The 24,219-nt window shown below is 69.3% G+C and carries 24 protein-coding genes; 18 read left to right on the forward strand and 6 right to left on the reverse strand.

Features of this window, described 5'->3' with window-relative positions:
- Positions 1 to 303 precede the first annotated feature (303 nt).
- The 15 genes from flgB (at position 304) to H5U26_RS06740 (ending at position 12,725) form a co-directional block, all read left to right on the forward strand.
- The gene (gene flgB / locus H5U26_RS06670; RefSeq protein ID WP_290617918.1) at positions 304 to 696 is read left to right on the forward strand and encodes a flagellar basal body rod protein FlgB; all 393 of its coding nucleotides are present in this window, start codon (positions 304 to 306) and stop codon (positions 694 to 696) included.
- Between the two features lie 6 nt (positions 697 to 702).
- A complete protein-coding gene (flgC, locus tag H5U26_RS06675; protein ID WP_290617920.1) occupies positions 703 to 1,122 on the forward strand; it encodes a flagellar basal body rod protein FlgC in 420 nt (139 codons plus the stop codon).
- Positions 1,119 to 1,784, forward strand: a complete 666-nt coding sequence (locus H5U26_RS06680; protein ID WP_290617922.1) for a flagellar hook assembly protein FlgD — start codon at positions 1,119 to 1,121, stop codon at positions 1,782 to 1,784. Before flgC ends, H5U26_RS06680 begins: the two co-directional genes overlap by 4 nt.
- Before the next feature lie 33 nt (positions 1,785 to 1,817).
- Entirely contained in the window at positions 1,818 to 3,038 is a 1,221-nt protein-coding gene (gene flgE, locus H5U26_RS06685; protein ID WP_290617924.1) for a flagellar hook protein FlgE, read from the forward strand.
- A 6-nt stretch (positions 3,039 to 3,044) separates the two neighbouring features.
- Complete coding sequence (locus H5U26_RS06690; protein WP_290617926.1) at positions 3,045 to 3,788, forward strand: flagellar basal body rod protein FlgF; 744 nt, start codon at positions 3,045 to 3,047, stop codon at positions 3,786 to 3,788.
- A 20-nt stretch (positions 3,789 to 3,808) separates the two neighbouring features.
- Entirely contained in the window at positions 3,809 to 4,594 is a 786-nt protein-coding gene (gene flgG / locus H5U26_RS06695; RefSeq protein ID WP_290617927.1) for a flagellar basal-body rod protein FlgG, read from the forward strand.
- Between the two features lie 13 nt (positions 4,595 to 4,607).
- Positions 4,608 to 5,324 carry a flagellar basal body L-ring protein FlgH gene (flgH, locus tag H5U26_RS06700; protein ID WP_290617929.1) on the forward strand — a complete coding sequence of 239 codons (717 nt, stop codon included), beginning with the start codon at positions 4,608 to 4,610 and terminating at the stop codon, positions 5,322 to 5,324.
- Positions 5,325 to 5,326: 2 nt separating this feature from the next.
- Positions 5,327 to 6,433: a flagellar basal body P-ring protein FlgI gene (locus tag H5U26_RS06705; RefSeq protein ID WP_366055903.1), complete on the forward strand. Its 1,107-nt coding sequence runs from the start codon at positions 5,327 to 5,329 to the stop codon at positions 6,431 to 6,433.
- Between the two features lie 3 nt (positions 6,434 to 6,436).
- A complete protein-coding gene (gene flgJ / locus H5U26_RS06710; protein WP_290617933.1) occupies positions 6,437 to 7,330 on the forward strand; it encodes a flagellar assembly peptidoglycan hydrolase FlgJ in 894 nt (297 codons plus the stop codon).
- A complete protein-coding gene (gene flgK, locus H5U26_RS06715) occupies positions 7,327 to 9,237 on the forward strand; it encodes a flagellar hook-associated protein FlgK (RefSeq protein ID WP_290617935.1) in 1,911 nt (636 codons plus the stop codon). Before flgJ ends, flgK begins: the two co-directional genes overlap by 4 nt.
- 2 nt (positions 9,238 to 9,239) lie before the next feature.
- Positions 9,240 to 10,442, forward strand: a complete 1,203-nt coding sequence (flgL, locus tag H5U26_RS06720) for a flagellar hook-associated protein FlgL (protein ID WP_290617937.1) — start codon at positions 9,240 to 9,242, stop codon at positions 10,440 to 10,442.
- A 61-nt stretch (positions 10,443 to 10,503) separates the two neighbouring features.
- Positions 10,504 to 11,199, forward strand: a complete 696-nt coding sequence (locus H5U26_RS06725) for a DUF1345 domain-containing protein (protein WP_290617939.1) — start codon at positions 10,504 to 10,506, stop codon at positions 11,197 to 11,199.
- A gap of 12 nt (positions 11,200 to 11,211) precedes the next feature.
- On the forward strand, positions 11,212 to 11,649 hold the full coding sequence (locus H5U26_RS06730; RefSeq protein WP_290617941.1) for an EamA family transporter: 438 nt from the start codon (positions 11,212 to 11,214) through the stop codon (positions 11,647 to 11,649).
- 59 nt (positions 11,650 to 11,708) lie between these two features.
- Entirely contained in the window at positions 11,709 to 11,957 is a 249-nt protein-coding gene (locus H5U26_RS06735) for a hypothetical protein (protein ID WP_290618275.1), read from the forward strand.
- A gap of 102 nt (positions 11,958 to 12,059) precedes the next feature.
- Positions 12,060 to 12,725 (forward strand): NAD(P)H-binding protein, encoded by a 666-nt coding sequence (locus H5U26_RS06740; RefSeq protein WP_290617943.1) that lies wholly within the window; start codon positions 12,060 to 12,062, stop codon positions 12,723 to 12,725.
- Positions 12,726 to 12,792: 67 nt separating this feature from the next.
- Here H5U26_RS06740 and H5U26_RS06745 read toward each other — a convergent pair whose 3' ends face one another.
- Positions 12,793 to 14,079, reverse strand: a complete 1,287-nt coding sequence (locus tag H5U26_RS06745) for an aldolase/citrate lyase family protein (RefSeq protein WP_290617945.1) — start codon at positions 14,077 to 14,079, stop codon at positions 12,793 to 12,795.
- A 189-nt stretch (positions 14,080 to 14,268) separates the two neighbouring features.
- Here H5U26_RS06745 and H5U26_RS06750 point away from each other — a divergent pair, with 189 nt between their 5' ends.
- The 3 genes from H5U26_RS06750 to glgP all read left to right on the forward strand — a co-directional run bounded on the left by H5U26_RS06750 (position 14,269) and on the right by glgP (position 18,800).
- Positions 14,269 to 15,063 carry an SDR family oxidoreductase gene (locus H5U26_RS06750; protein WP_290617947.1) on the forward strand — a complete coding sequence of 265 codons (795 nt, stop codon included), beginning with the start codon at positions 14,269 to 14,271 and terminating at the stop codon, positions 15,061 to 15,063.
- A gap of 9 nt (positions 15,064 to 15,072) precedes the next feature.
- Positions 15,073 to 15,837: a fumarylacetoacetate hydrolase family protein gene (locus H5U26_RS06755; protein ID WP_290617949.1), complete on the forward strand. Its 765-nt coding sequence runs from the start codon at positions 15,073 to 15,075 to the stop codon at positions 15,835 to 15,837.
- A gap of 401 nt (positions 15,838 to 16,238) precedes the next feature.
- Positions 16,239 to 18,800, forward strand: coding sequence for an alpha-glucan family phosphorylase (gene glgP / locus H5U26_RS06760; RefSeq protein ID WP_290617951.1), 2,562 nt, complete (start codon positions 16,239 to 16,241; stop codon positions 18,798 to 18,800).
- 57 nt (positions 18,801 to 18,857) lie between these two features.
- Here the strand turns inward: glgP and H5U26_RS06765 are convergent, their stop codons facing one another.
- From H5U26_RS06765 to H5U26_RS06785, 5 genes are read right to left on the reverse strand one after another with little or no spacing between them, the layout of a single operon-like run.
- Positions 18,858 to 20,714 (reverse strand): V-type ATP synthase subunit A, encoded by a 1,857-nt coding sequence (locus H5U26_RS06765; protein ID WP_290617953.1) that lies wholly within the window; start codon positions 20,712 to 20,714, stop codon positions 18,858 to 18,860.
- Positions 20,701 to 21,360, reverse strand: coding sequence for a hypothetical protein (locus H5U26_RS06770; RefSeq protein ID WP_290617955.1), 660 nt, complete (start codon positions 21,358 to 21,360; stop codon positions 20,701 to 20,703). The genes H5U26_RS06765 and H5U26_RS06770 overlap by 14 nt, the downstream gene beginning before the upstream one ends.
- Complete coding sequence (locus H5U26_RS06775; protein ID WP_290617957.1) at positions 21,336 to 22,013, reverse strand: hypothetical protein; 678 nt, start codon at positions 22,011 to 22,013, stop codon at positions 21,336 to 21,338. The genes H5U26_RS06770 and H5U26_RS06775 overlap by 25 nt, the downstream gene beginning before the upstream one ends.
- Entirely contained in the window at positions 22,010 to 22,468 is a 459-nt protein-coding gene (locus tag H5U26_RS06780; RefSeq protein ID WP_290617959.1) for an ATP synthase subunit C, read from the reverse strand. The genes H5U26_RS06775 and H5U26_RS06780 overlap by 4 nt, the downstream gene beginning before the upstream one ends.
- A complete protein-coding gene (locus H5U26_RS06785; RefSeq protein WP_290617961.1) occupies positions 22,453 to 24,219 on the reverse strand; it encodes a hypothetical protein in 1,767 nt (588 codons plus the stop codon). Before H5U26_RS06785 ends, H5U26_RS06780 begins: the two co-directional genes overlap by 16 nt.

Here is a 24,219-nt window from a genome sequence, read left to right on the forward strand (position 1 = left end):
GGCTGTCGAACGCGGCCGCCGGCGTCGCGTCGAGCAAGGGCAAAGCACGCGCCATGCCATGCTCCCGTCATGCCATCGAAGCCGGCATTCACGACGCACGCCCGCGCGATAGCCGCCTGCCGCAGCCCGCTCGGCGTCGGCAATCCGTCGCCGCCGGGCCGGCAAGGCCTTGCCGAAAGGCTGTGGCGGCCGCTTCCGGGTGGGCTGTGAAGGTTCGCAAATCCTGATAACAAAAGGCTTTCGGGCACTCTGGCCCGATGCGTGCTTTTGCCGGTCCCAGACGCAATCCGCCGGGAGTTCGGCATGGCAAACCTCATCGACCAGGCATTCGGCACTCACGCCACGGCGCTGCAACTGCGCGCCGAGCGGGCGCAGCTGCTGGCGGCCAATCTGGCCAACGCCGACACGCCCGGCTTCAAGGCGCGGGACATCGATTTCAAGCAGGCGCTGGCCAGCGCGCAGGGTGGCGCCGGGCCGCTGCTGACCACGCAGGCCAATCACCTGGCCAGCCTGGACGCGGGCGCCGCGACCAAGGCGCTGTACCGCACGCCGCTGCAGCCGTCCCTGGACGGCAACACGGTGGATGTGGCGACCGAGCAGGCGGCGTTTGGCGAGAACTCGAATCGGTACCTGGCCAGCCTGACGTTCCTGAACGGCCGCATCCGCGGCCTGATGACCGCCCTGCGCGGGGAGTGATGAGCCATGAGTGACTTTCGGATGTTCGGCACGCTGGGCTCGGCGCTGGCCGCCCAGACCGTGCGCCTGAACACGGTGGCGAGCAATCTGGCCAATGCCGATCAGGCCGCCGGCAGCGCGGATGCGGCGTACCGGGCGCGCGTGCCGGTGTTCGCCGCGGTGCTGGACCAGGCGCAGCGCGATGGCTCGACCGTCGGCGTGCAGGTCCAGGACGTCGCCGTCAGCGACGAGCCGCCGCGCGCCGAGTACCAGCCCGGTCACCCGCTGGCCGACGCGCAGGGCTACGTCTACTACAGCAACGTGCGGCCGGTGGAGCAGATGGCGGACATGATCTCCGCCTCGCGCTCCTACGAAGGCGCGGCGCAGGCGCTCGGCACGGTGCAGGAACTGATTCAACGCACGCTGCGTCTGGGAGACGGCGCATGAACGCCGCCGACTCGCTGGCCGCAGCCGGTGTTCGCAGCAGCGACACGCTGGCCCCGACCAAAGAACGGCGCACGGTGCTCAACCAGGATGACTTCATGACGCTGCTGTCCACGCAGCTGAAATTCCAGGACCCGAGCAAGCCGATGGAGGCCAACGAAATGGTCGCCCAGATGGCGCAGCTGAGCATGACGACCGGCATCAGCGACCTGAAGGACCAGCTGGCCAGCCTGTCGCAAAGCATGAATTCCAGCCGCGCCTCGCAGGCCGCCCAGCTGGTCGGCCGCGAAGTGCTGCTGGATGGCGAATCGATGCAGCTGCCGCTGGGCGGTCCGCTGACCGGCGCGGTCAACCTGCCGGCCGACGCCGCCGACCTGAAGCTGAGCATCTACGACACCGCCGGGCACCTGGTGCGCCAGGTTGCGCTCGGGCAGCAGCCGGCCGGCATCGTGCGCTTTGCCTGGGACGGCAGCCTGCCGGACGGCACCAATGCCGCGCCGGGGCAGTACCGCGTGTTTGCCGATCCGGGCACCGGCGAGTCGGTGCCCACGCTGGCCGCCGGGCGCGTCGACAGCGTGCTGCTGGGCAGCGACGGACAGGGCGTGCAACTGGTCGTCGACGGCTACGGCCTGACCGACCTTGGCGCCGTCAAGCAGGTGATGTAAGCGGCCAGCGGGCCATTCATTCAGGAGACAGTCATGGCTTTCGAAACGGCAATCAGCGGCCTGAACGCCGCCACCACGCAGCTGGACATCGCCAGCAACAACATCGCGAACGTGAACACCAACGGCTTCAAGCAGTCGCGGGCGGAGTTCTCGGACATCTTCACCGGATCGAACCTGGGCGTGTCCTCGCTGGCGGTCAGTCGCGGCGTGCGCACGGCGGCCATCAACCAGCAGTTCGACCAGGGCAACATCAAGTCGACCAACAACAATTTCGACCTGGCCATCTCCGGCGGCGGCTTTTTCATGCTGGACGACGACGGCGGACGCGTTTACTCGCGCGCCGGCGCCTTCGGGGTGGACCGTTCGGGTTTCGTTACCAACAGCGCCGGGCAGAAGCTGATGGCGTTTTCGGTCGACGCCGCCGGTCAGGCCGCCGGCACGCCAACGCCGCTGCAGATCGACACCTCCGACGTGGCGCCGCAGGCCAGCAGCCGGGTAGATGTAGGCGTCAACCTGCGCGCCACGGCGCCGATCATCACGCTGCCTTTCGATCCGACCGTGGCCGGCAGCTACACCAACTCCAGTTCGATCACCTTCTACGACTCGCTGGGTAAAAGCCACGACGGGGTGCTGTATTTCGTCAAGACCGCTGCCAATGTCTATGAAACCCACCTGCTGATGGATGGTGCCGAGCTGATGCCCTCGGCCGGCGCCACCATCACCTTCGGCACCGATGGCAAGATCGCCACGCCTGCCACTGGACAGGTTGCCTACGACGCGGCACCGGTGCCGGGCGCCACCGACATGTCCCTGACGCTCAACTACTCAGGCGGCACGCCGACCACCCAGTACGGCGACACCTACAGCGTGAACGCGCTCGACCAGGACGGCTACACCACCGGGCGCCTGGCCAGCATCAACATCGACGACACCGGCCGCGTGTTCGCCCGCTACACCAACGGCCAGTCGCGCCTGCAGGGCCAGCTGGCGCTGGTCAATTTCTCCAACGTGCAGGGCCTGCGCCAGGCCGGCAACAACGGCTGGATCGAAACCTTTTCGTCGGGCATCCCGCTGGTCGGCGTTGGCGGTTCGGCGCGCCTGGGCACCGTGCAGGCCGGCGCGCTGGAGGACTCCAACGTCAACCTGACCGAGGAACTGGTCAAGCTGATCATGGCGCAGCGTAATTTCCAGGCCAACGCGCAGGTCATCCAGACCGAAGACCGCGTGACCCAGACCCTGATGAACATGCGCTGATAGGCCATGGACCGCCTCGTCTACATCGCGTCGGCCAGCGCCGCGCGGCTTGAAACCGCGCAGGCCGTAGCCGCCAACAACCTGGCCAACGCCAGCACGACCGGCTTCAAGGCCGACCTGCTGGCCAGCCGGGCGGCCCTGCTGCAGGGCGACGGCTGGGACAGCCGCGTCTACGCGCCGGTCACCGGCGCGGGCATGGATGCCAGTGCCGGGGCAGTGAACCCGACCGGCCGGGATCTTGACCTGGCCATCGACGGTGCCGGCGCCATCGCGGTACAGGCCGCCGACGGCAGCGAGGCCTACACCCGCGCCGGCAACCTGCGGGTCAGTGCCGGCGGCCTGCTCGAAACGGCCAATGGCCTGCCGGTGCTGGGCGACGGCGGGCCGCTGCTGATCCCGCCCTACCAGAGCATCAGCATCGGCCGCGACGGCACGGTGTCGGTGGTGCCGGACGGGCAGGGGCCCGAGGCGCAGGCGGTGGTCGGGCGCATCAAGCTGGTGAATCCGCCGCCAAACAGCCTGCAAAAGGGCGGCGACGGCATCTTGCGGCCGGCCGGCGGCGGCACGCTGCCGGCCGATGCGGCGGTCAGGCTCACGCCCGGTGCGCTCGAAGGCAGCAACGTCAGCGCGGTCGGCGCGATGGTCCAGATGATCGAAACCAGCCGCCAGTACGAGCTGCAGGTGCGCCTGATGCAGGCCGCCGAGAAGGCCGACCAGGCCAGCAGCCGTCTGCTGTCACTCAACGGTTAACGGAAAAAAGGAACCCCGCCATGAACCAGGCCCTGTGGATCGCCAAGACCGGCCTCGATGCGCAGCAGACGCGCATGGAGGTGGTGTCCAACAACATCGCCAACGTGAGCACAACCGGCTTCAAGCGCGAGCGGGCGGTGTTCGAGGACCTGCTGTACCAGAACATCAGCCAGGTCGGCGCCAGCTCCACGCAGGACACGCAACTGCCGAGCGGCTTCTCGATCGGCACCGGCGTGCGCGTAGTGGCGACCGAAAAGCTGCACAGCCAGGGCAACCTGACCAACACCGGCAACCCGCTGGACTTGGCCGTGCAGGGCAAGGGCTTCTTTCAGATTCTGATGCCCGACGGCAGCCTGGCCTATACGCGCGACGGCAGCTTTCAGGTCAACCAGGACGGCCAGCTGGTCACCTCCAGCGGCTACCAGGTGCAGCCGGCCATTACCGTGCCGGAGGGCGCGCAGAGCATCACCATCGGCTCCGACGGCACGGTGTCGGCGCTGCTGCCCGGTTCGACCACCGCGACGCAGGTCGGCAGCCTGCAGCTGACCAATTTCATCAATCCGGCCGGCCTGCAGGCCATCGGCCAGAACCTGCTGCTCGAATCCGGCGCCAGCGGCGCACCGCAGACCGGCACGCCGGGCCTGAACGGACTGGGCACGCTGATGCAGGGCTCGGTGGAGAGCTCCAACGTCAACATCGCCGAGGAGCTGGTCAACATGATCGAGACGCAGCGCGCCTACGAGATGAACTCGAAGGCCATCCAGAGCGCCGATCAGATGCTGCAGTTCGTCACCAACAACCTGTAGCGGCCTGACGACCATGACCCGCATCGCGCTTGTCCTGATGGCGACGGCACTGCTGGCCGGCTGCGCCGGCTTCGAGCACAAGCCCGACCCGCACTACGCCGCCAGCTACCCGGAGCCAGGCCCGGTCGTTCCGGCCGTGCCCAGCGGCTCCATCTACCAGGCCGCCTACCAGCCCGGCGCGACGCTGTACCTGTTCGAGGACGTCAAGCCGCGCCGCGTGGGCGACGTGCTGACCGTGGTGCTGGAGGAAGAAACCAGCGCCAGCAAGGCGGCCAAGACCGGCACCGACAAGAAAAACAGCACCGACATCAGCAACCCGACCCTGCTCGGCTCGCCGGTCGAGTTCAACACGCCCGGCTTCCTGCCGCTGGCCAGTCACAGCGGCAATGGTCTGGGCACCTCGCTGGAGGCCGAGCGCTCGTTCTCCGGCAGCGGCAACGCCAGCCAGAGCAACCGCCTGTCCGGCAGCGTCACCGTCACGGTGGCGCAGGTGCTGGCCAACGGCAACCTGGTGATCCGCGGCGAGAAGTGGCTCAAGCTGAACCAGGGCGAGGAGTACGTGCAGATTTCCGGCATCGTGCGCCCGGCCGACATCCGTCCGAACAACACCGTGCTGTCCACGCAGGTGGCCGACGCCCGCATCGCCTACACCGGCAAGGGCGCCATCAACGACGCCAACGTCATGGGCTGGCTGGCGCGCTTCTTCTCCAGCGCCCTGTTCCCGTTCTGAGGATGACCGCCATGCACCGTCTGATCGCCGCTGTCCTGCTGTTCGCCCTGGCCCTGCCGGCCGGCGCCGAGCGCATCAAGGACCTGGCCGGCATTGCCGGCGTGCGCAGCAACCAGCTGATCGGCTACGGCCTGGTGGTGGGCCTGGACGGCACCGGCGACCAGACCAGCCAGACGCCGTTCACCATCCAGAGCATCCGCAACATGCTGGCGCAGTTCGGCGTGGTGGTGCCGCCCAACGTCAACCCGCAGCTTAAAAACGTCGCCGCGGTGGTGGTGCACGCCAGCCTGCCGGCCTTCGCGCGCACCGGCCAGACCATCGACATTACCGTCTCGTCGCTGGGCAATGCCAAGAGCCTGCGCGGCGGCAGCCTGTTGCTGACGCCGCTGAAGGGCGCCGACGGGCAGGTCTACGCGATGGCGCAGGGCAGCGTGGCGGTGGGCGGCCTGGGCGTGTCGGGCGCCGATGGTTCCAAGATCAGCGTCAACGTGCCCAGCGCCGGCCTGATCCCGGGCGGCGCCACCGTCGAGCGCGAGGTGGTCAGTCCGTTTGCCGCCGGCGGGCCGCTGACGCTGCAACTGAACCGCGCCGATTTCACTACCGCGACGCGCGTGGCGGCGGCCATCAATCGCACTCTGGGGGCCGGCACCGCGGTCAGCCGCGATGCTGCCGCCATCGAAGTGCAGGCGCCGCAGGATCCGCAGCAGCGGGTGGCTTTCGTGTCGATCATCGAGAACCTGAGCGTCGATCCGGCCGCCGCCCCGGCGCGGGTGGTCATCAATACCCGCACCGGCACGGTGGTGATGGGCGGCGACGTGCGCGTCTCACCGGCCGCGGTGTCCCACGGCAGCCTGACCGTCACCATCGCCGAGCGCGCCGATGTCAGCCAGCCGGCGCCGTTCTCGAATGGCGAGACGGTGGTTACCCCGCGCAGCGAAATCGAGGTCACAGAAGAAAAGAAGCCGATGTTCCTGTTCGGTCCCGCGGTCACGCTGGCGCAGGTGGTCGAGGCGGTCAACCGCGTCGGCGCCGGGCCGTCGGACCTGGTGGCGATCCTGGAGGCGCTGCGCGAGGCCGGCGCCCTGCGCGCCGAGCTGGTGGTGATCTGAGCCATGCTGCCCGGTGCCGTCTACACCGATCCGAACGCGCTGGCGGGCCTGAAGGCCGCCGCCCGCGCCGACGCCGGCAACGCCGCGCCGGAGGTGGCGCGCCAGGCCGAGGCGCTGTTCCTGGGCGAGCTGCTCAAGACCCTGCGCAGCAGCGGCTTCGGGCCGGGTCTGCTGGACGGCCCGCAGGCCGAGATGTATCGCGACCTGCTGCACCGCCAGCTGGCGATGGACCTGAGCGCGCACGGCGGACTGGGCTTTGCCGACGCCATTGCCGGCGTCGTCGGCGGCAAGCCGGGCGCCGCGGCCATGCCCGCGGCCAGCCTGGGCGGCTTGCCGCGCGGCCTGACCGGCTTGCCGCCGCTGAGCCGGTCGCCGACGTCGGCCACCGGCGCCGACACCAGCGACTTCGACTCGCAAAGCGCCTTCGTGACCGAGCTGTGGCCGCACGCGCAGCGGGTCGGGCAGGCGCTGGGCATCGACGGGCGGGTGATCCTGGCGCAGGCGGCGCTCGAGACCGGCTGGGGCGAGCGCCTGCCGCGCGGCGCCGACGGCCAGCCCAGCCACAATCTGTTCGGCATCAAGGCCCACGGCTGGGGCGGACCGGTGGCGCGGGTGCCGACGCTGGAATTTCGCGACGGCGCGCTGCGGCGCGAGACGGCCGATTTTCGCGCCTACGGTTCCTACGCCGAGGCCTTCGACGACTACGCGCGCTTTCTGACCGAAAACCCGCGTTACCGGCAGGCGCTGTCCGCCGGCGATGCGGCCGGCTTTGCACGCGGCCTGCAGGACGCAGGCTATGCGACCGACCCGGCCTACGCCCGCAAGATCCTGGGCGTGCTGGGCAGCCCACTGCTGGCCGATCTGGATCGGCCAGCCGACACCGGAGGCCTGGCATGAGCGCCATCAACATCGGCGTATCCGGGCTGCTGGCCTTCCAGCGCTCGCTGGACGTCACTGCCCACAACATCAGCAACGTCGCCACCGACGGCTACAGCCGCCAGCGAGCCGAGATAACGCCGGCCACGGCGCAGTTCCTGTCCGACAGTTACTACGGCAACGGCGTGCAGGTGGCCACGGTACGGCGTTCCTACGACCGTTTCGTCACCGCCGAGATGTGGGGGCAGACCTCGGCGCAGCGGTCCCTGCAGACCTATGCCGACATGACGCAGCGCGTCGGTGCGCCGCTGGCGGATGCCTCGTCCAGCCTGCAGGGGGCGCTGTCGGATTACTACGCGGCGCTGCGGGCAGTGGCGGCCACGCCGCAGGATGCTTCGGCCCGCCAGGTGGCGCTGTCGAGCATGCAGACGCTCAGCACCCGCGTGCACACGCTGGACAGCTCGCTGGCCGCCCTGGATCAGGAGGTCAGCGGGCGAATTGCCGCCACGGTCAGTCAGATCAGCGCGTTGGCGACGCAGATTGCGGATATCAACCGACGCATCGCAGGGGCCGGTACGGCGCCGCCCAATGACCTGCTGGACAGTCGCGACCGCATGGTCGGCGAGCTGGCCACCAAGATCGCCGTGCAGGTGGTGCCGCAGGCGGACGGCACGGTCAACGTGCTGATCGGCACCGGCCAATCGGTCGTCACCGGCACGCAGGCCTTCACGCTGACCACCGGCGGCGACCCGTACGACGCCAGCCGGCCGGAGGTCTACCACACCGGCAGCAGCGGCACCGGCGCCATCAGCGAGCAGCTGACCGGCGGTGAACTGGGTGGCCTGCTCGATTTTCGCCGCCAGGTGCTGGACCCGGCGCGCGCCTCCATCGGGCGCGTCGTGAGTGGTGTGGCAATCGCCGGCAACGCCCAGCACCGGCTCGGTCTGGACGCCTACGGCGAGCTGGGCGGCGACCTGTGGGCGGACCTGTCGGGCGCAGCCCAGGTTTTGGGCAGCGGCGCCAACACCGGCGACGGCGTGGTCGATGCCACCATCAGCGACCTGGCCGGGCTGACCGACAGCCGCTACCGGCTGGCGCGCGATGCGGGTGGCTACACCCTGACCCGGCTGAACGACGGCACGGTGTTCAATCTGACCAGTTTCCCCGGCGCGCCGGCAAGCGTGGACGGCTTCACGCTGAGCCTGACCGCCGGGACAATGGCGGTCGGCGACAGTTTCCAGATCAACCCCACCGGTAGTGCCGCCAACCAGTTTCGTCTGGCCATCACCGACCCGGCGCGCCTGGCCCTGGCCGGGCCGGTGCGCAGCGCGGCAGGCAACGGCAACACCGGCACCGGCCTGATCGGCGCGCCGGTGGCGCTGGCCCTGCCGACGCCGCCGGGCGACCTGCTCGGCCCGGTGACCATCACCTTCACATCGCCGACCACCTTCGACGTGGCCGGTGTCGGCGCGGGTCTGCCGGCGGCGGGCGTGGTCTACGACCCGGCTGCCGGTGCCACGATCGCCTTCAACGGCTGGAGCGTGCGCCTGGACGGCAAGCCGGCGGCCGGCGACGTGTTCACCGTCCAGGCCAATGCCGGCGGCAGCGGCGATGGTCGCAACGCCGAGGCCCTGGCCGGCCAGGAATCGAAACAGATCCTGGAAGGCGGCCGCGCCAGTGCCCTGAACAGCTACGCCGGCCTGCTGGCGCGGGTCGGCAGCGCCGGCCAGCAGGCGCGCATCGGCGCCGACGCGCGCCAGGCGCTGGTCGATCAGGCCTCGAGCGCCCGCGAGGCGGTGTCCGGCGTCAATCTCGACGAGGAAGCCGCCAACCTGGTGCAGCTGCAGCAGGCCTACCAGGCGGCGGCGCAGATCATCGCCATCAGCGACAGCCTGTTCGCTTCCCTGCTCAACGCGGTAGCCAACTGACCATGCGCGTATCGACAGCCGATTTTTACGCCCGCAGCCTGATCGGGATGCGCGATCGCCAGTCGGCCCTGGCGGAAGTCCAGCGCCAGCTGGGCAATGGCCTGCGGCTGGAGAATCCGGTTGACGATCCGGCCGGTGCGGCCAGTGTCAGCCGTCTCGACGGCGCACTGGCGGCGACAGATTCCTACAGTGCGATGGTGAATCGCGCCAGTGCGGCCATGGCGGCGGAGGAAGGTGCGCTCACCAGCGTCAACGACGTCCTGAACCGGGTTCGCGAGCTGACCTTGCAGGCCCAGTCGGCTGCCCAGTCACAGGAGTCGCGCCGTGCCATCGCCACCGAGGTCCAGGCCCTGCGTGCGCAGCTGCTGTCGCTGGCCAACAGCCGCGGGGCGGATGGGGAATACCTGTTTGCCGGCTACAGCGTCAACGTGCCGCCGTTCCAGGAGACGGCCGGGGTGGTCAGCTATGTTGGCGACGCCGGTCAACGCACGCTGGAACTGAGTCCGGGCAACAACATCGCGGTTGCCGATCCGGGCAGTTCGGTATTTGCCGGCGCCCGCGCCGGCAACGGCGCGTTTGTCAGTGCCGCGGCGGCGACCAACAGCGGCACGCTGATGATCGGCGGCACGGCCGTGGTCGGCAGCTTCGTGCCTGACGACTACACGGTCAGCTTCGCGGTCGCCGCCGACGGAGTGGTCAGCTACACAGTCACCGGCGTGCTGTCCGGGCCGGTGGCCAGCGGCGTTTACGCCAACGGCGACACGCTCGATTTCAATGGCGTCACCCTGAACCTGTCCGGCACCCCGGCCGACGGCGACAGCCTGAGCGTGACGCCGGCCAGTCGACAGGACGTGTTCTCCGCGCTGTCCGAACTGACCGACGCGCTGTATCTGCCGGACGCCACGCCGGCCCAGCGGGCGGCGCAGGCGAACCGCCTCAGCCGGAGCCTGGAAACGCTCGACCAGCAGCTGACGCATCTGTCGTCGGTGCGTGCCAACCTCGGTTCGCGCCTGAAGGCCGCGGAGGTGGTCGCCGATGCCCACGCCGGATCGGCGCTGCAGATCCAGCAGGCACTGTCGGGCGTGCGCGATCTGGACTACGCCGAGGCCGCCACGCGCCTGGCGCAGAACATGACCGGCCTGCAGGCGGCGCAGGAGGCCTTCAGCCGCCTGGCCAATCTGTCGCTGTTCAACTATTTGCGCTGAGCGGGCTCGCCGCGCGCGTCACTTGCCTTGGGCCTTGCCGGGCGCATGGCAGACTAACGCGATGCTGTGGGCACATCCGCTTCGCGATCTGCATTGGTCGGCACGCATCAGCGCCGCCGGTCGACAGGTCCTGACACTGCTGCCGGCGCTGGCGATCGGCCTGCTGGTGGCGCAAGCACGCCCGGCCGACGCCGCCGAGACGCCGTGGCTGGCTGCCTGGGTGGTTTACTGCACGCTCGACCTGTCCCTGCTGTGGTTTCTTGCGTTGCGCCTGGATGCACAGGCCACCCGTCGCCGCGCGCAGTGGAACGACCCTGGCGCCGCCATGCTGTTCACGCTGGTCACTACTGCGGCGTGCGCCAGCCTGGTGGCGGTGGTATTGGCGGTGCAGACCGGCCAACATCTGCACGGCCTGGCCCGGTGGGCTCATCTCGCGCTGGCCATGGTGTCCCTCGCGGGCGCCTGGCTGCTGATCCAAGCCAACTTCGCGCTGCACTACGCGCGTGCCTACTATCGCCCGCCGGCCGGTTCGCAGGAGTCGGCCCGCGGCCTGGAATTTCCCGGCCGCAAGGCGCCCGACTGCCTTGATTTCCTCTATTACTCGGCGGTGATTGGCATGACTTCGCAGGTGTCCGACGTGGTCGTGCATGGGCGCCACATGCGCCGCATGACGCTCATGCACAGTCTGTTGTCGTTTGCCTTCAACCTGGTGGTGCTGGCGGTGGCGGTCAACGTGTTCGCGTCCAATCTGGTCTGACGGGAGGTGCGCGTGGCGCTTGCAGCAGGTTCCGGCTGGTTTGCGTGGGCGCTGGCCTCGGCGGTATTTGCCGCCCTGACGGCAATCTTCGCCAAGGTCGGGCTGCAAGGCGTGGACCCGGACCTGGCCACGTTGATCCGCACCGTCATCATCCTGGGTGTGCTCGCGGTATTCGTGCTGGCGACCGGCAAATGGGTCAACCCGCTCGGGCTGGCCGGCCGGACGTGGCTGTTTCTGACCCTGTCCGCAGTGGCGACCGGTGCTTCGTGGGTGTGTTACTTCCGTGCCTTGCAGATGGGCGATGCGTCCAAGGTGGCCCCGGTCGACAAGTTCAGCCTGGTGCTGGTGGCGGTGTTCGCCTTCGCCTTCCTTGGCGAGCGCCCGTCGTTGCGGGAATGGGCCGGCATCGTCATGGTCGCCGCCGGCGTGCTGACGCTGGCGATCCGCTGAGAGTCGTAGAGTTTTTCTCAGCTCCCCCGCTTGGATCGGAACTGGCGTGCCCTGTGGCCATGACGATGCCCAGCGAACGCGATGGTCGGCTTGCCGAGGCGAGCCTGTTCGAGGAATTACCCTTGCCCAGCTCGGAGCAGATACGGCGGGCACAGGCCAAGGCGGTGGCCCGGCGCAGCCACAGCATGCCGCGGCTGCGCGAGCCCAACCGCCTGCAGATCGAGATGCGCGCCGCGGACCTGGAATCGCTGCTGGCCGCCGATCACCGCGCCCGGCTGGTCTGGGGCTATGTCGTGCGGCAGATCTGACAAACCGCGCGCGCCGCCCACCGATGAAGTCGCAGCCGTTGTCGGCAGGCGAGTTGCCAGGGTCGAAATCCGAAAAACTCTCAGTCTCTGAGGAGACCGGCGATGGGTAAACAGGTGCTGCTGATCGGAGCCACCGGCCTGGTTGGGCAAGGCGTGCTGAACCTGTTCCTGCAGGCGCCGGACATCGTAGGCGTGACCGCACTGGTGCGGCGACCGTTCGATGCCCGGCACCAGAAATTGCGGGTGCTGCAGGTGCCGGCGTTCACATCCGAGGCACTGGTCGCCCTGGACCTGCGTGGGCATGACGCCTGTCTGTACTGCGCCGGGCCATTGCCGGTAGGCATGACCGAAGCGGCGTACCGCGAGGCCACGGTGGCCACGCTGGCGCGCGTCGTCGAGGCTTACGCTGCCGCGAATCCCGGCGGCTTCGTTGCCTATGTATCCGGCATGGGCGCCGATGCCGGCAGCCGCGTGATGCCGATGCGCGTGAAGGGTGAAGCCGAATCCGTGCTTGTACGTTCGGGCCTGTCCCACACCAGCCTGCGGCCGGGGGTGGTGCGGCCGGTGCTCGGCGAGTCCTCGCCGCATCGGCTGCGGCGCTGGCTGTATGCGTTGGGCGACCCCGCGCTGGCGGCGGCGGCTCGTCTGCTGCCGGGCGTATTCACCACCACGCGCGCCATCGGCGGCTGCATGTTGCGCTTGGTGCGCATGGACGGCGCGCGGCCGGCCATCATCGACAACGCCGCCATCGCGCGGAACTGCGACTGAGAGTCCGAGACTTTTTTCTCAGATCCCCGTTTGGCGCGGAACTGGCATGCCCTGAGCGGCCGGCGGCTCAGGGCGGCGCGGCCGGCGCCTCGAGCTCGGCCCGCTCGGCTTCGCTGATCAGGCCCAGGCGCGCCGCCTCGGCGGCCGGCAGCAGGCCCCAGGCGGCGGCCCGGCGCAGGCGGCTTCGCACATGCCGGTCGCTGGCGCGGTCGGCCATGTAGGCCTGCATGCCTTCGCCGACGATGGTGGCGCCGCTGCCGGCCATCACCGCGCGCTGGTAGGCCTCGACCTCGGCCAGATCCTGGGCCAGCCGCGCCGCCGGCAGGGCTTCCCGATACGCGGCCAGCACCAGCCAGGCCTGCAGCGGGTGGCCGACCCACTTGCCGCTCATGCCCAGTTCCATGCCGTGGCGGGCATCGGCGTAGACCTGCGCCAGCGCCGCCAGCACCTTGGCGCGGTTCTGCTCGCGCTGGTTTGCGCTCAGCGTCTCGCCGCGGTGCAGCGGCGTCGGGTAGTTCAGCGTCATGCTGTCGATGGCCGGCACGCCGCAGGCCCCGGCGGCGTTGATCAGCGCGCAGCGCGCCCAGTCGCAGACCGGATGGTCGTTGCGGATTTCCGGCAGGCCGACGTCGGCGCTGTAGTCGGCAATGCCCCAGATGATGCCGGTCAGGCGCGTCCCGGCGGCATCGGTCAGCTCCGTCAGGCGCTCCACGGCGCGCGCCGACTCGACCAGGAACTGCACCCGGATGTGGCCGTCCGGCAGGCCGATGTGGCGCTCGAGCACGCCCAGCACCTCGCACAGCCAGGCGATCTCCTGGCCGCTTTCGGCCTTCGGCCACACCACGGCCTCGATCGGATAATCGTCCGGCGCGGCCTGGCCGGCGACCGCGGTCAGGACCTCGACCAGATCGTCGACGCAGCCGTCGAGGCCGATTCCGGCCGGGCGAAACAGGCGCAGCGTGCGGCCGAAATCGGCCTTCCGGAAGCACTCGATGGCGCCGGCGCGCGCCTGCCGGGCCGCTTCGGCGGTGGCGGCAACGGCGTCTTCCGCATCCAGCAGTAGCGCCGGTACGCTCCCGTCGCTGGCCAGCACGGCGTGCAGCGGCGCCGGATCGACCCCCAGGTGCGCCGCGACCGCATCGACCGTAAGCTCGAAGCGCGCCAGCAGGCGCGGCACGCTGGCCAGGGCCGACAGGGCTTTTTCCGGCCGGCCGCTGGCCGGCGTGGTGAAGTGGACCTGCTGGCGCCAGAAGCGCAGCGGCAGCTCGAACTGGCGGGCGCGGTAGGTGGCGAGCAGGGCGCCGCGGGAGGCCCGTGCGACGGTGGCAATAAGGTCGGTTTTTGGCTGCTGCACGGCGTACTTCCGGGATCAGTGGCGGCATGGGGAGATGCGAAAGTATTCCGCGTTTCCCGCAGCGCGGGGATGCGCTGCCAAAATCGGCGGCTGTGGAGCCCGGCGGCGCCGGGCGATCAGCTCTGTAATGTTTCCGTGGCAAGTTGCACAGCGCGGCGTTTCTGACGCCCCTTATCGAGGAGGTGTGGAGTGGATTTGGGACTGAACGACCGCGTGGCGGTGGTGTGCGGCGCCAGTCAGGGCATGGGCCGGGCGATTGCGGCCGGGCTGGCCGCGGAGGGTGCGCGGGTGTTGCTGGTGGCGCGCAATGCCGATCGGCTGGCCGAAGCCGAGCGGGCGATCGCCGCGCAGGTGCCCGGCGCCAGCCTGGCGACGGTGGCACTGGATCTGACCGTTGCGGGCAGCGCAGCGGCGGCGGTCGAAGCCGCGCAGCAGCGCTGGGACCGCCTGGACGTGTTGGTCACCAACACCGGCGGCCCGCCGCCGGGTCAGCCGCTGGACCTGGACGACGACAAATTCCTGCTGGCCTACGAACAGAATTTCATGAACGTGGTGCGCCTGTGCCGGCACGCGGTGCCGGCCATGCGCGCGCACGGCTACGGGCGGGTCATCAACGTGCTGGCGCTGTCGGTGCGCCAGATCGAGGACAACCTGGTGCTGTCGTCCACCTCGCGCCTGGGCGTGGTGGCCTACGCGCGCTATCTGGCCGAGCAGGTGGCCGCCGACGGCATTACCGTGAACAACGTGTTGCCGGGGTCGATTCATACCGAGCGCCTGGGGCAGGTGTCGCAGATGCAGGCCAGGCATTTCGGGCGCGATCCGGCCGGCGAAATCGCACTGCGCGCCCAGCGGGTGCCGATGAAGCGCCTCGGCCTGCCGCAGGAAATGGCCGACGTGGTGGCGTTTCTGGCTTCCGAGCGGGCGGCCTTCCTGACCGGGCTGAGCATTCCGGTCGACGGCGGCCAGTTGCGGTCGGTGCTGTGAGGTAAGTCGATGGACATTCAAGAGATCGTCGAGGATTTCTGGGTCTGCCGGCAGCGCGGCGTGTACTACCCGCCGCAGTGGTTCGACAGGCTCACGCTGGATCAGGCCTGCCGCGTGCAGCTGGGCCTGCTGGACAAGGCCGTCGCCGCCGGCGCGCGGCACGTGGGCTGGAAGGTGGGCCTCACGGCCGCTGCCATCCGCGAGCAGTTTCGCGTGCACGAGCCGGTGTTCGGCTATCTGCTGGAGGAAGGCCGTCTCGACAGCGGCGTGGTATTGGACCTGTCGGATTGGCTGGGCGCCGGCTTCGAGAACGAGCTGTGTCTGCGCCTGGGCCGGCCGCTCGGCGGGCCGGGCGTGGACGTGGCCGCTGCGCGGGCGGCGGTGCGGGGCTGTCATCCGGCCATGGAGCTGGTGGAGAACCGCGGCGATTTTTCCGCCCAGCTGGCGGTGGCGGTGGCCGACAACGTGCAGCAGCGTGCCTTCGTGATCGGCCCCGAGGTGCCGCTGGATGCCGGCACCAACCTGGCCGCCGTGCGCTGCGAGGTGGACATCAACGGCAAGCAGGTGGCGCAGGCCAGCGGCGATGCGGTGATGGGCGATCCCTACGCCTCGCTGGCCTGGCTGGCCAACAAGCTGGCCGAGTACGGGCGCGCTCTGGAGCCCGGTCAGTACGTGATGAGCGGCTCGTTCACGCGCCAGTTCCCGCTCCAGCCCGGCGACCAGGCGCAGACGCGCTTTCGCGGCATCGGCGCGGTGGCGGTGAGCGCCCGCTGAGGTCCGCTGGCCAGCAGGCGCGGGGCGCGTCCGTCGCAGCGCCCGGCAGTCGACGGGTCCGTACCGCCTTTGCGGCAACCGCCTGCGGCGGTGAGCGGTAGGGCTCAAACTGGCGTGGCTGGCGGGTTTTCTGTACACGCCGGCCGGTCGAGTGCTGCCGGGCGCTGTGCCGCTGCCCGGCCGGTTGTGACCGGGCTTGTTACCCTTGGCGCCTGACCGGTTGCTGGCGCAGCACTTCGCAAGGCGCTGGCACGGACACTGCTATCGAGTATTTGGTATCGAGTGCTGGCGGGGCCCGACCGGGCCAGCCGTGAACCGGCGTTCTGCTGCCCGGGGCGCCGCCCCGGTCGGCGGCCTGCCAGCTTGAATCCATCCCGCTTTATCAAGAGGACAGTCGGCGCGTGACTGAAACCACCTTTACTGTTGAGGTCCAACCACGCCTTCCGGCCCGCTTGCGGCGCCTGGAGGAACTCGCCAACGATCTGGTGTACAGCTGGGACCGCCGGGTGCGGGCGCTGTACGCGCGCCTGGACGCCGAGTTGTGGCGCGAGGTTGGTCACAACCCCAAGGTGTTCCTGCGCCGGGTGTCGCAGCAGGCGCTGGACGAAGCGGCCCAGGATCGCGGCTATCTGGAGGAATACAGCCGCGCGCTGTCGGGTTACGACAGCTACACGCAGGCCCATGCGCGCGCCGAGGTCGCGGCATACTTCGATCCCCAGGACGATCTGGTGGCCTATTTCTGCGCCGAGTACGGCCTGCACGAGAGCCTGCCGATCTACTCCGGCGGTCTTGGCATCTTGGCCGGCGATCACTGCAAGGCGGCCAGCGACCTGGGCCTGCCATTCGTGGCGGTGGGGCTGCTGTACCGGCAGGGCTACTTCACGCAGCTGATCGACGGACGGGGTCAGCAGCTGGCGCAGTACCGCCCGCACCAGATCGACGATCTGCCGGTCACGCTGGCGCTGGATGCCGACGAGGTACCGATCCGGGTGGCGCTGGAGCTGCCGGGACGCACCGTCGGCCTGCATGTGTGGCGCGCCAAGGTGGGGCATATCGATCTGTACCTGCTCGATTCCGACCTGCCGGAGAACGCCGAGGCCGATCGGGCGCTGACCTACCAGCTGTACGGCGGCGACCGCGAGTGGCGGCTGCAGCAGGAAATGGTGCTGGGCATCGGCGGCATGCGCGCGCTGCGTGCGCTCGGCCTGCGTCCGACGGTCTGGCACATCAACGAGGGCCACGCGGCCTTTCAGGTCCTGGAGCGCTGCCGCGAGTGGGTCGCCCGGGGCGACAAATTTCAGACAGCGCTGGAGCGGGTGGCGGCCAACACGGTATTCACCACCCACACTCCGGTGGCCGCCGGGCACGACATTTTCGAGGCGGCGCTGTTCGATCGCTATTTCACGGCCTTTGCCGCTCAGCTGGGCATCAGCATCGAGGAACTGCGCGCCTACGGTCACTCGCCCCAGAACGATGGCAGCTTCAACATGACCTCGATGGCGCTGCGCGGCACGCGCTTCCACAACGGAGTCAGCAAGATCCACGGCGAGGTCGCCTCGGGCATGGAGCGCTACATCTGGCCCGACATCCCGCCGGCCGAGAACCCGATCACGCACGTCACCAACGGCGTGCACGCCAGTACCTTTCTGGCGCAGGAGTGGTCGAACCTGCTCGACGTGCGCTTCGCCGACTGGCGCAGTTCCCTGACCGACATCCAGTACTGGGAATGCCTGAAGGACGTGCCGGACCACCGCTTCTGGAGTCTGCGCCAGGAACTCAAGACCCTGTTGCTGCAGGTGGTGCGCCGCCGCGTGGTCGTCCAGCATCGGCGGGCCGGGGTGGCGGACGCGCAGCTGCGGCGCATCACGCGCTACCTGGTCGACGACAACGGCGATGTGCTGGTGCTCGGTTTCGGCCGGCGTTTCGCCACCTACAAGCGCGCCACGCTGCTGTTCCAGGACCCGGACCGCCTGGCGCGGCTGCTGGGCGATCCGAACCGGCCGGTGCTGATCATGTTCGCCGGCAAGGCGCACCCCAGCGACAAACCCGGCCAGGAGCTGATCCGGCAGATTCACGAATTCTCGATGCGCCCGGAGTTCATCGGCCGCATCCTGCTGCTGGAGAACTACGACCTGAACCTGGCGCGCCGGCTGGTGTCCGGCGTCGACGTGTGGCTGAACAATCCGGTCTATCCGCTGGAGGCCAGCGGTACCTCGGGCATGAAGGCGGCCATGAACGGGGTGCTCAACCTGAGCGTGCTCGACGGCTGGTGGGCCGAAGGTTACGACGGCAGCAACGGATGGGGCATCGTGCCGCACGGCTCCGATTTCGACCCCGCCTTCCGCGACCACGAGGAAGCCAGCGACCTGTACGACCTGCTGGAGCGGCAGGTGATCCCGCTGTACTTCGAGCGCGGCGGCCACAGCTATTCGCCCGACTGGGTGGCGATGGCAAAGGCCTCGATGACCACCATCCTGCCGCGCTTCAATGCCGAGCGGCAGGTGCTCGACTACGTCGAGAAACTATACCGGCCGGCGCGCGATCAGCGCCGCCGGATGGAGGCTGTCGCCGATGGCGTGGCCGGCCTCGCGGCCTGGAAACAGCGCGTGCGCGAGTGCTGGGCGGGGGTGGCCTTCGAGCCGCTGACGGGCGAGTCCGACACGACGCGCGTGCTGCACTTCGGCGATGCGTTGAATCTGCAGGTATCGCTGCGCCTGAACGGTCTGCAGGCCCAGGACGTGGTGGTCGAATGCCTGCTGGGCGAGGATCAGGAAGACGGCGGCTTTGTCGTGCGCGAGCGCCTGGAACTGACCCCGAGCACCAGCCAGCCCGGCACGGCGGTCGGTTACGGACTTGCCCTGCGCCCGACCCGTACCGGTCTGCAGCGCTACCGCATACGCGCCTATCCTTATCACACGCTGCTGGCGCACCGTTTCGAGCTGGGGTGCATGAAGTGGTTGTGAGCGTGCGCAGCGCACGCCGCGGGCCTTGGCGCGAGGGTCTGGCCGTTGCCAGCGGCGTTAGCCGGTCGCTCCGGACAGGGCTGCCGTGGCCTTGTCTGCGTTCGCCGCCGCGTTCCGGGCACTTGTTGGCGCAAGCGTCGCACCGGCGGCAAATGCCCGGATTTCGGTAAGCAACTGGTCGAAGCCGGGGTCAGTCAGGGCGGTGTAGTTCAGATTGCGTAACCGGCCAGCCAGGTGGGTGAAGAACGTCTGCGCTGCGTCGCGGTCTTCGAAGGCGTAGTCGAGGCTCAACAGTTCGCCGTGCAGCTTCAGCAGCAGGCGCTGGCGGGTCAGCGGCGAGGCCGCGTCGACGGCATCGAAGGCATCCTGTTGCAGGTAGCACTGGTCCACCAGGCGCGCTGCTTGCCAACGCACGAAGTCGGCGAGGGCAATACCTTCCTCGCCGACCACCTGCACCATCTGTGCGATCGCCTCGCCGGCCTTGAGTGAGCTGGCCAGTTGCTCGACGCCATTGCGCCAGTCCGGCCCGAGCTGTTGGCCGTACCAGTCGGCAAGTTGCCCGTGGTAGCGGGACCACGACAGCAGCGGATCGATGGCCGGATAGGCGCGCTGATATGCGCGCGCGGCGGACAGTCCGAGAAAACATTTGACCACGCCCAGCGTGGCCTGGGTCACCGGCTCGTCGAGGTTACCGCCGGCCGGTGATACGGTGCCGATCAGGGTCAGGCTGCCGACGCGCTGGTCATGGCGGGTCAGGCCGGCGCGGGCGTACGCGGCGCGGATGGTGGATTCGAGATAGGCTGGATAGGCCTCGTCACCGGGAATCTCCTCCATCCGCCCGGACACTTCGCGCAGTGCCTGAGCCCAGCGCGAAGTGGAGTCGGCCAGCATCAGCACGCGGTAGCCGAGGTGGCGGTAGTACTCGCCGATGGTGAGGCCCAGATACAGCGACGATTCACGCGCTGCCACCGGCATGGCCGAGGTGTTGCAGACCACCACCGTGCGTGCCATCAGCGACCCGCCGGTGCGGGGATCCTCGAGCTCGGCCAGGGTGGACAGGGTTTCCACCACTTCCCCGGCGCGCTCACCGCAAGCGACCAGGACCACTACGTCCACCGCGGCGTGGCGGGCGATCAGGTTCTGCAGCACGGTTTTGCCGGCGCCAAACGGTCCGGGAATGCAGGCACTGCCGCCCAGCGCGATGGGAAACAGGGTGTCGATGCAGCGGATGCCAGTGATCAGCGGTTCGGTCGGCAGCAGCCGCTCGATGCGCCCTGCCGCCAGCAGCCGCTGCGCCAGGGGTTCGCGTACCGGCCAAGTCTGCTGCAGGGTCACGGCACATTCTCGGCCGCGCGCATCGGTCAGCCGGGCGACCGGCGTCGTGACGCTGGCCTCGCAGTCCCCAATCGCGGTCACGGTGAACCGGCCGCGCCAGTCGAGCGGCACGACGATGTGATGGACGAGGAGACCCTCCTGTACTTGCCCCACCGACTGGCCAGGCTCGACCGTCTGTCCCGGCTGGGCGTGCGCAATGAACCGCCATTGTCGGGCCGGGTCGAGCGGCCACCGGTAGTCGCCGCCAGTCAGGAACGGGCCATCCAGTGCCAGTGCCGGCAAGGGGTTTTGCAGGCCGTCATACACCTGCCCGAGCAGCCCCGGCCCCAGGGTGGCCGACAGCGGTCGGCCGGTCAGTTCTACTGCACAGCCGGCCGTCATGCCGCGGATGTCTTCGTACACCTGCAGGTCTGCGCCGCGGCCGTGCACGCGCAGCACCTCGGCCATGAGGCGGCGACCGCCGCAGTGTACGAACGCAATCTCGTTCTTGATCAGCGCAGTGTCGCTTTCGATGCTGAGCAGGTTTTCCCGCACCGCCACCACCTGACCGTGCCGGGGTGCGAGGTCAGGGCCCGACATATTCCCATGCCCCCTGGTCGAGCCAGGCGCCGACACGCCCGCCGTCCGGTTCCGGCCGCGGCCAGGCGGTGAGCAGTTCCCAGCGCAGGCGATAGGCGGCGACGGCGCGAAAGCCAGACCCTGGTGGCTGGTCGAGGTGCTCCAGGGCACGCCAGGCGCGCTCGATGAGGAGCTGTTCAAGGCGTATGCCGTCACCCCGCGCGAGCAGGTGTTCGGCAAGCACGAGCCAGGGATGGCGATGCTGCAGACCGAACTGCGGTGCCTGGCCGTGATGACGCAGCTGCTGCGCATAGGGCAGTTCCGTGGCCGCGTCGATGGCGAGTGGGAGCCCTGAGCGACGGCGGCGCAGGGCGGCGATCAGTAACCGCCATTCCAGATGAAAGTGGCCGACGGCGCGCAAGGCCGGATCGGGCTCCTGGCGCAGGGCATCCTGCCAAGCGTCCAGCCACGCGTCATCCGGCCAGCGGGCCGGTGGCAGCGTCCAGGCCAAAGCCGCGACGAGGCGGGCGAGCCGCGCTGCGTCCGCCGGTGACAGCCATGCAAGACGTTCCCGCAGCCGCGCCGGGCCGATGGGCAGGCCCGGCGCCCGCAGCGGATGCGGCAGATGCGGCAAGCTGGCAATCAGGGCGTGGTAGTGCTGCGCCATGGCGCGTTGCCATCGAGCAGGGTCCGAAAGCGCGGCAGCAGATGGCGCCGCAGCAACGGGTCCAGACTATCCACGGTGCAGTCGACTTCGAGCCGTCCGCCATCCAGGCGCAGGCGCACGCCCGGTTCGAGCCCCTCTTGCAGCGTCAGGGTGACGCCACAGGCCAGGCAGCGGGCGGTCAGCGCCTGCACCAGCGTTTCGAGCTCGCTGTCCAACGTGATGGATAACGTGACGGCGGTCGAAGCGCCCGCATCCGCGCCGGCCTGGATCAGCAACGGTTCGAGCACATGTAGCAGGCTCGCGGTGGTGGTGGTCTCGCTCAGCCCGCCGAGCAGCGTTTCGCGCAAGGTGTCGGCAAAGGCACCTTCGAGCCATTCCTTGAGCGCCAGCACGGCATCGCGGTAGGCCATGGTGACGGCCGCCTGGCCGGCCACTTGGTCGGCCAGTGCGTTGCCGCTGGCGGTCTCCAGCAGGGATTTGGCCTCCTGCCGGGCAGTCTCGAGCAGCTGCGCTGCCTCCCGCCGGGCCGCTTCCAGCAGCGCCTGAGCTTCGCCCCGGCCCGCTTCGATTCCCTCCTGACGCAGGCGCTCGATGAGCGCCTGCACGCCGGCGGTCTGCGCGGCGGCGTCGGCAGCGAGTTTTTGCGTTGTCACCGCGTCGCCCCGGGGATGGCGGCGCTCAGCAGGAACGCAAACGCGAAGGCGAATACCGCGAAGCCTTCGACGATGGCGGCCGGCGCGATGGCGATGCCGAAAATATCGGGCTTGTGCTTGGCGGCATTGATGGCGGCAGCACAGCAGCTGCCCTGATAGATGGCGCTGATCATCTGCGCGATGCCGGCCAGCAGACCGACCGCGAACAGCCCCGGTGCGTTGTCAACCGTCACCGGCCGATTGAGCGCCATCATCACTACCAAGCCGTAGACGGTCTGCGACGATGGCATGGCGGCGATGCCGATCAGGCGGCCGTGGCCACCGTCGGTGTCGAGCAAGGCGCCGATCGCCGCCTGCCCGGCCCAGCTCACGCCGACCATGCTGCCGATGGCGGCGAACGCCATCGGCGCGTACACCCCCAGCCAGCCACAGGTGAGGATCAGGAAGTCTTCCATTGTCGACTGCTTGCACAGAGGGGTTGAAACGGTCGGCCTTCACCCTGCAGGGCCCAGCGGAAAAACTCGATGAAGTTCAGGCGCAGGCCATGCACGACGCCGCCGGCGACGCCAAGCACGAGGTTGATGCCGTGGCCGGCCAGCAGGATCAGCGGCCCGAGCAGCGCTCCTGGACCTTGCGATTGCCCCAGACTGCCCTGGGCGAGCTCGTTTACCGCCGTGGCCAGCGCCGTGCCGGCGTAGGCCAGCGCGAATAGCCGCAGATAGCTGAGCACGTCGCCGAGCGCCGTTACCGTCAAGGTGAGCGGCAACAGGCCGGCCGCCACGCGCCGCAGCGGGCCGCCCGGGGCAATGGCGCCCGCGGTGAACACGACAGCGGCGACGCCGGCCGCGGCACCGGGCAGGGCGAATGACCATGGCAGTGCGCCGAAGGCAGCCAGGCTCACGGTGCCGATGGCGACCGCCCAGCCGAGGCTCGCGAAGGCCGCCGGCTGCGGCCAGTGGCGGCCGGCCGCACCCAGGTTGGCCGCCACCAGGTGTCCCGCTCCAACCATGAGCGACAGCCGCATCATGGCCGACGGATCGCCGTTCGCCAACCGCGCCAGGCGCGACAGCAGGCTGTCGCCGGCCGGAATCTGGCCGAAGTAACAGCCAACCAATACGCCCCAGACCAGCGCAGCGGCACTGAGTGTGGCCAGCATGCCGCGCAGGCGCCGCGCTGTCGGCGAGCGAAAGCGCCGCCAACCGAGCAGCACGGCAAGCCCCAGCAGTGCGGCGTAGCCGGCATCGCCGAGCGCCATCGCAAAGAACAGCGCGAATCCCATCAGTACCGCCACCGACACGTCCCAGTCGCGGTAGCCGGGCAGGGCATAGAAGCGCACCAGATCGCGTCCCAGGGTGGCCATGCCGCTGGCGCGCAGCAGCACTGGCGGTTCATCGTTCGCCGCCGGGGGCGTAAAGTGCGCGGCGATCCCGCGCCGGGCGGCCAGGTCGGTCAGGTCTGCCACGGCTGTCTGCGGCGCCCAGCCGCACAGCTCCACGAAGCCTCCATGGTCGCGCATGGTGCCGTCTGCCGCTTTGCGGGTGGCAGCGTCCTCCAGCCGGCAGGCATGTTCGGCAATCACCGGCGCGACGGCGGTCAGTTCGATGCGTCGCTGCACGGCGGCATCGACGGCCAGCGCGAGCTCCCGCTGACGCTGGCGCAGGCTGGCCATACCGCCGGTCGGCAGAGGAAGCGGTGCCGGCAGTTCAGCCGGCGGCTCGCTGGCCAACACGACCACATGCCGCATGCCGCCGCCGCCACCAAGATCGAGCCACACCGCATCACTGGCCGCGAGCGGCGCGAGTTGAGCCGGCGCCAGGCGATAGAACCACAGGCGCAGGCCGGCATCCGCGAGCGCGCCGGCTGCCGCGGGGTCCCATTCACCCCAGGCGGCGGTGTCGCGGACGGCGCGCGCCAGCGCCGCCCGCGCCTCTTCGAGTTCGCGCGTGCGTTCGCGCAGCGCGCGCACCTCGGCGAGCGCCGCCTGTGCATCTTCCGTCATGGCCGAGGCCTGGCGCTGGTAAGGTGCCCTGGCGAGAAAGCGCAGCGCCTCTTGGGTATCTGCAGCGTTTGCCGCCGGCGCCTGCCAGGGGTGGCCGTCACCGTGGATGGGTTCGAAACAACCCAGTCGTTGCAATTCCTCGAGCAACGCCGACCGGTCGGAGGCGGGCGCAAGGAAACTGACTTTGACCAGTCGGGCGATAGCCAT

The organism is Immundisolibacter sp. (assembly GCF_014359565.1).
In the GTDB taxonomy this organism is placed as follows: Bacteria; Pseudomonadota; Gammaproteobacteria; order Immundisolibacterales; family Immundisolibacteraceae; genus Immundisolibacter.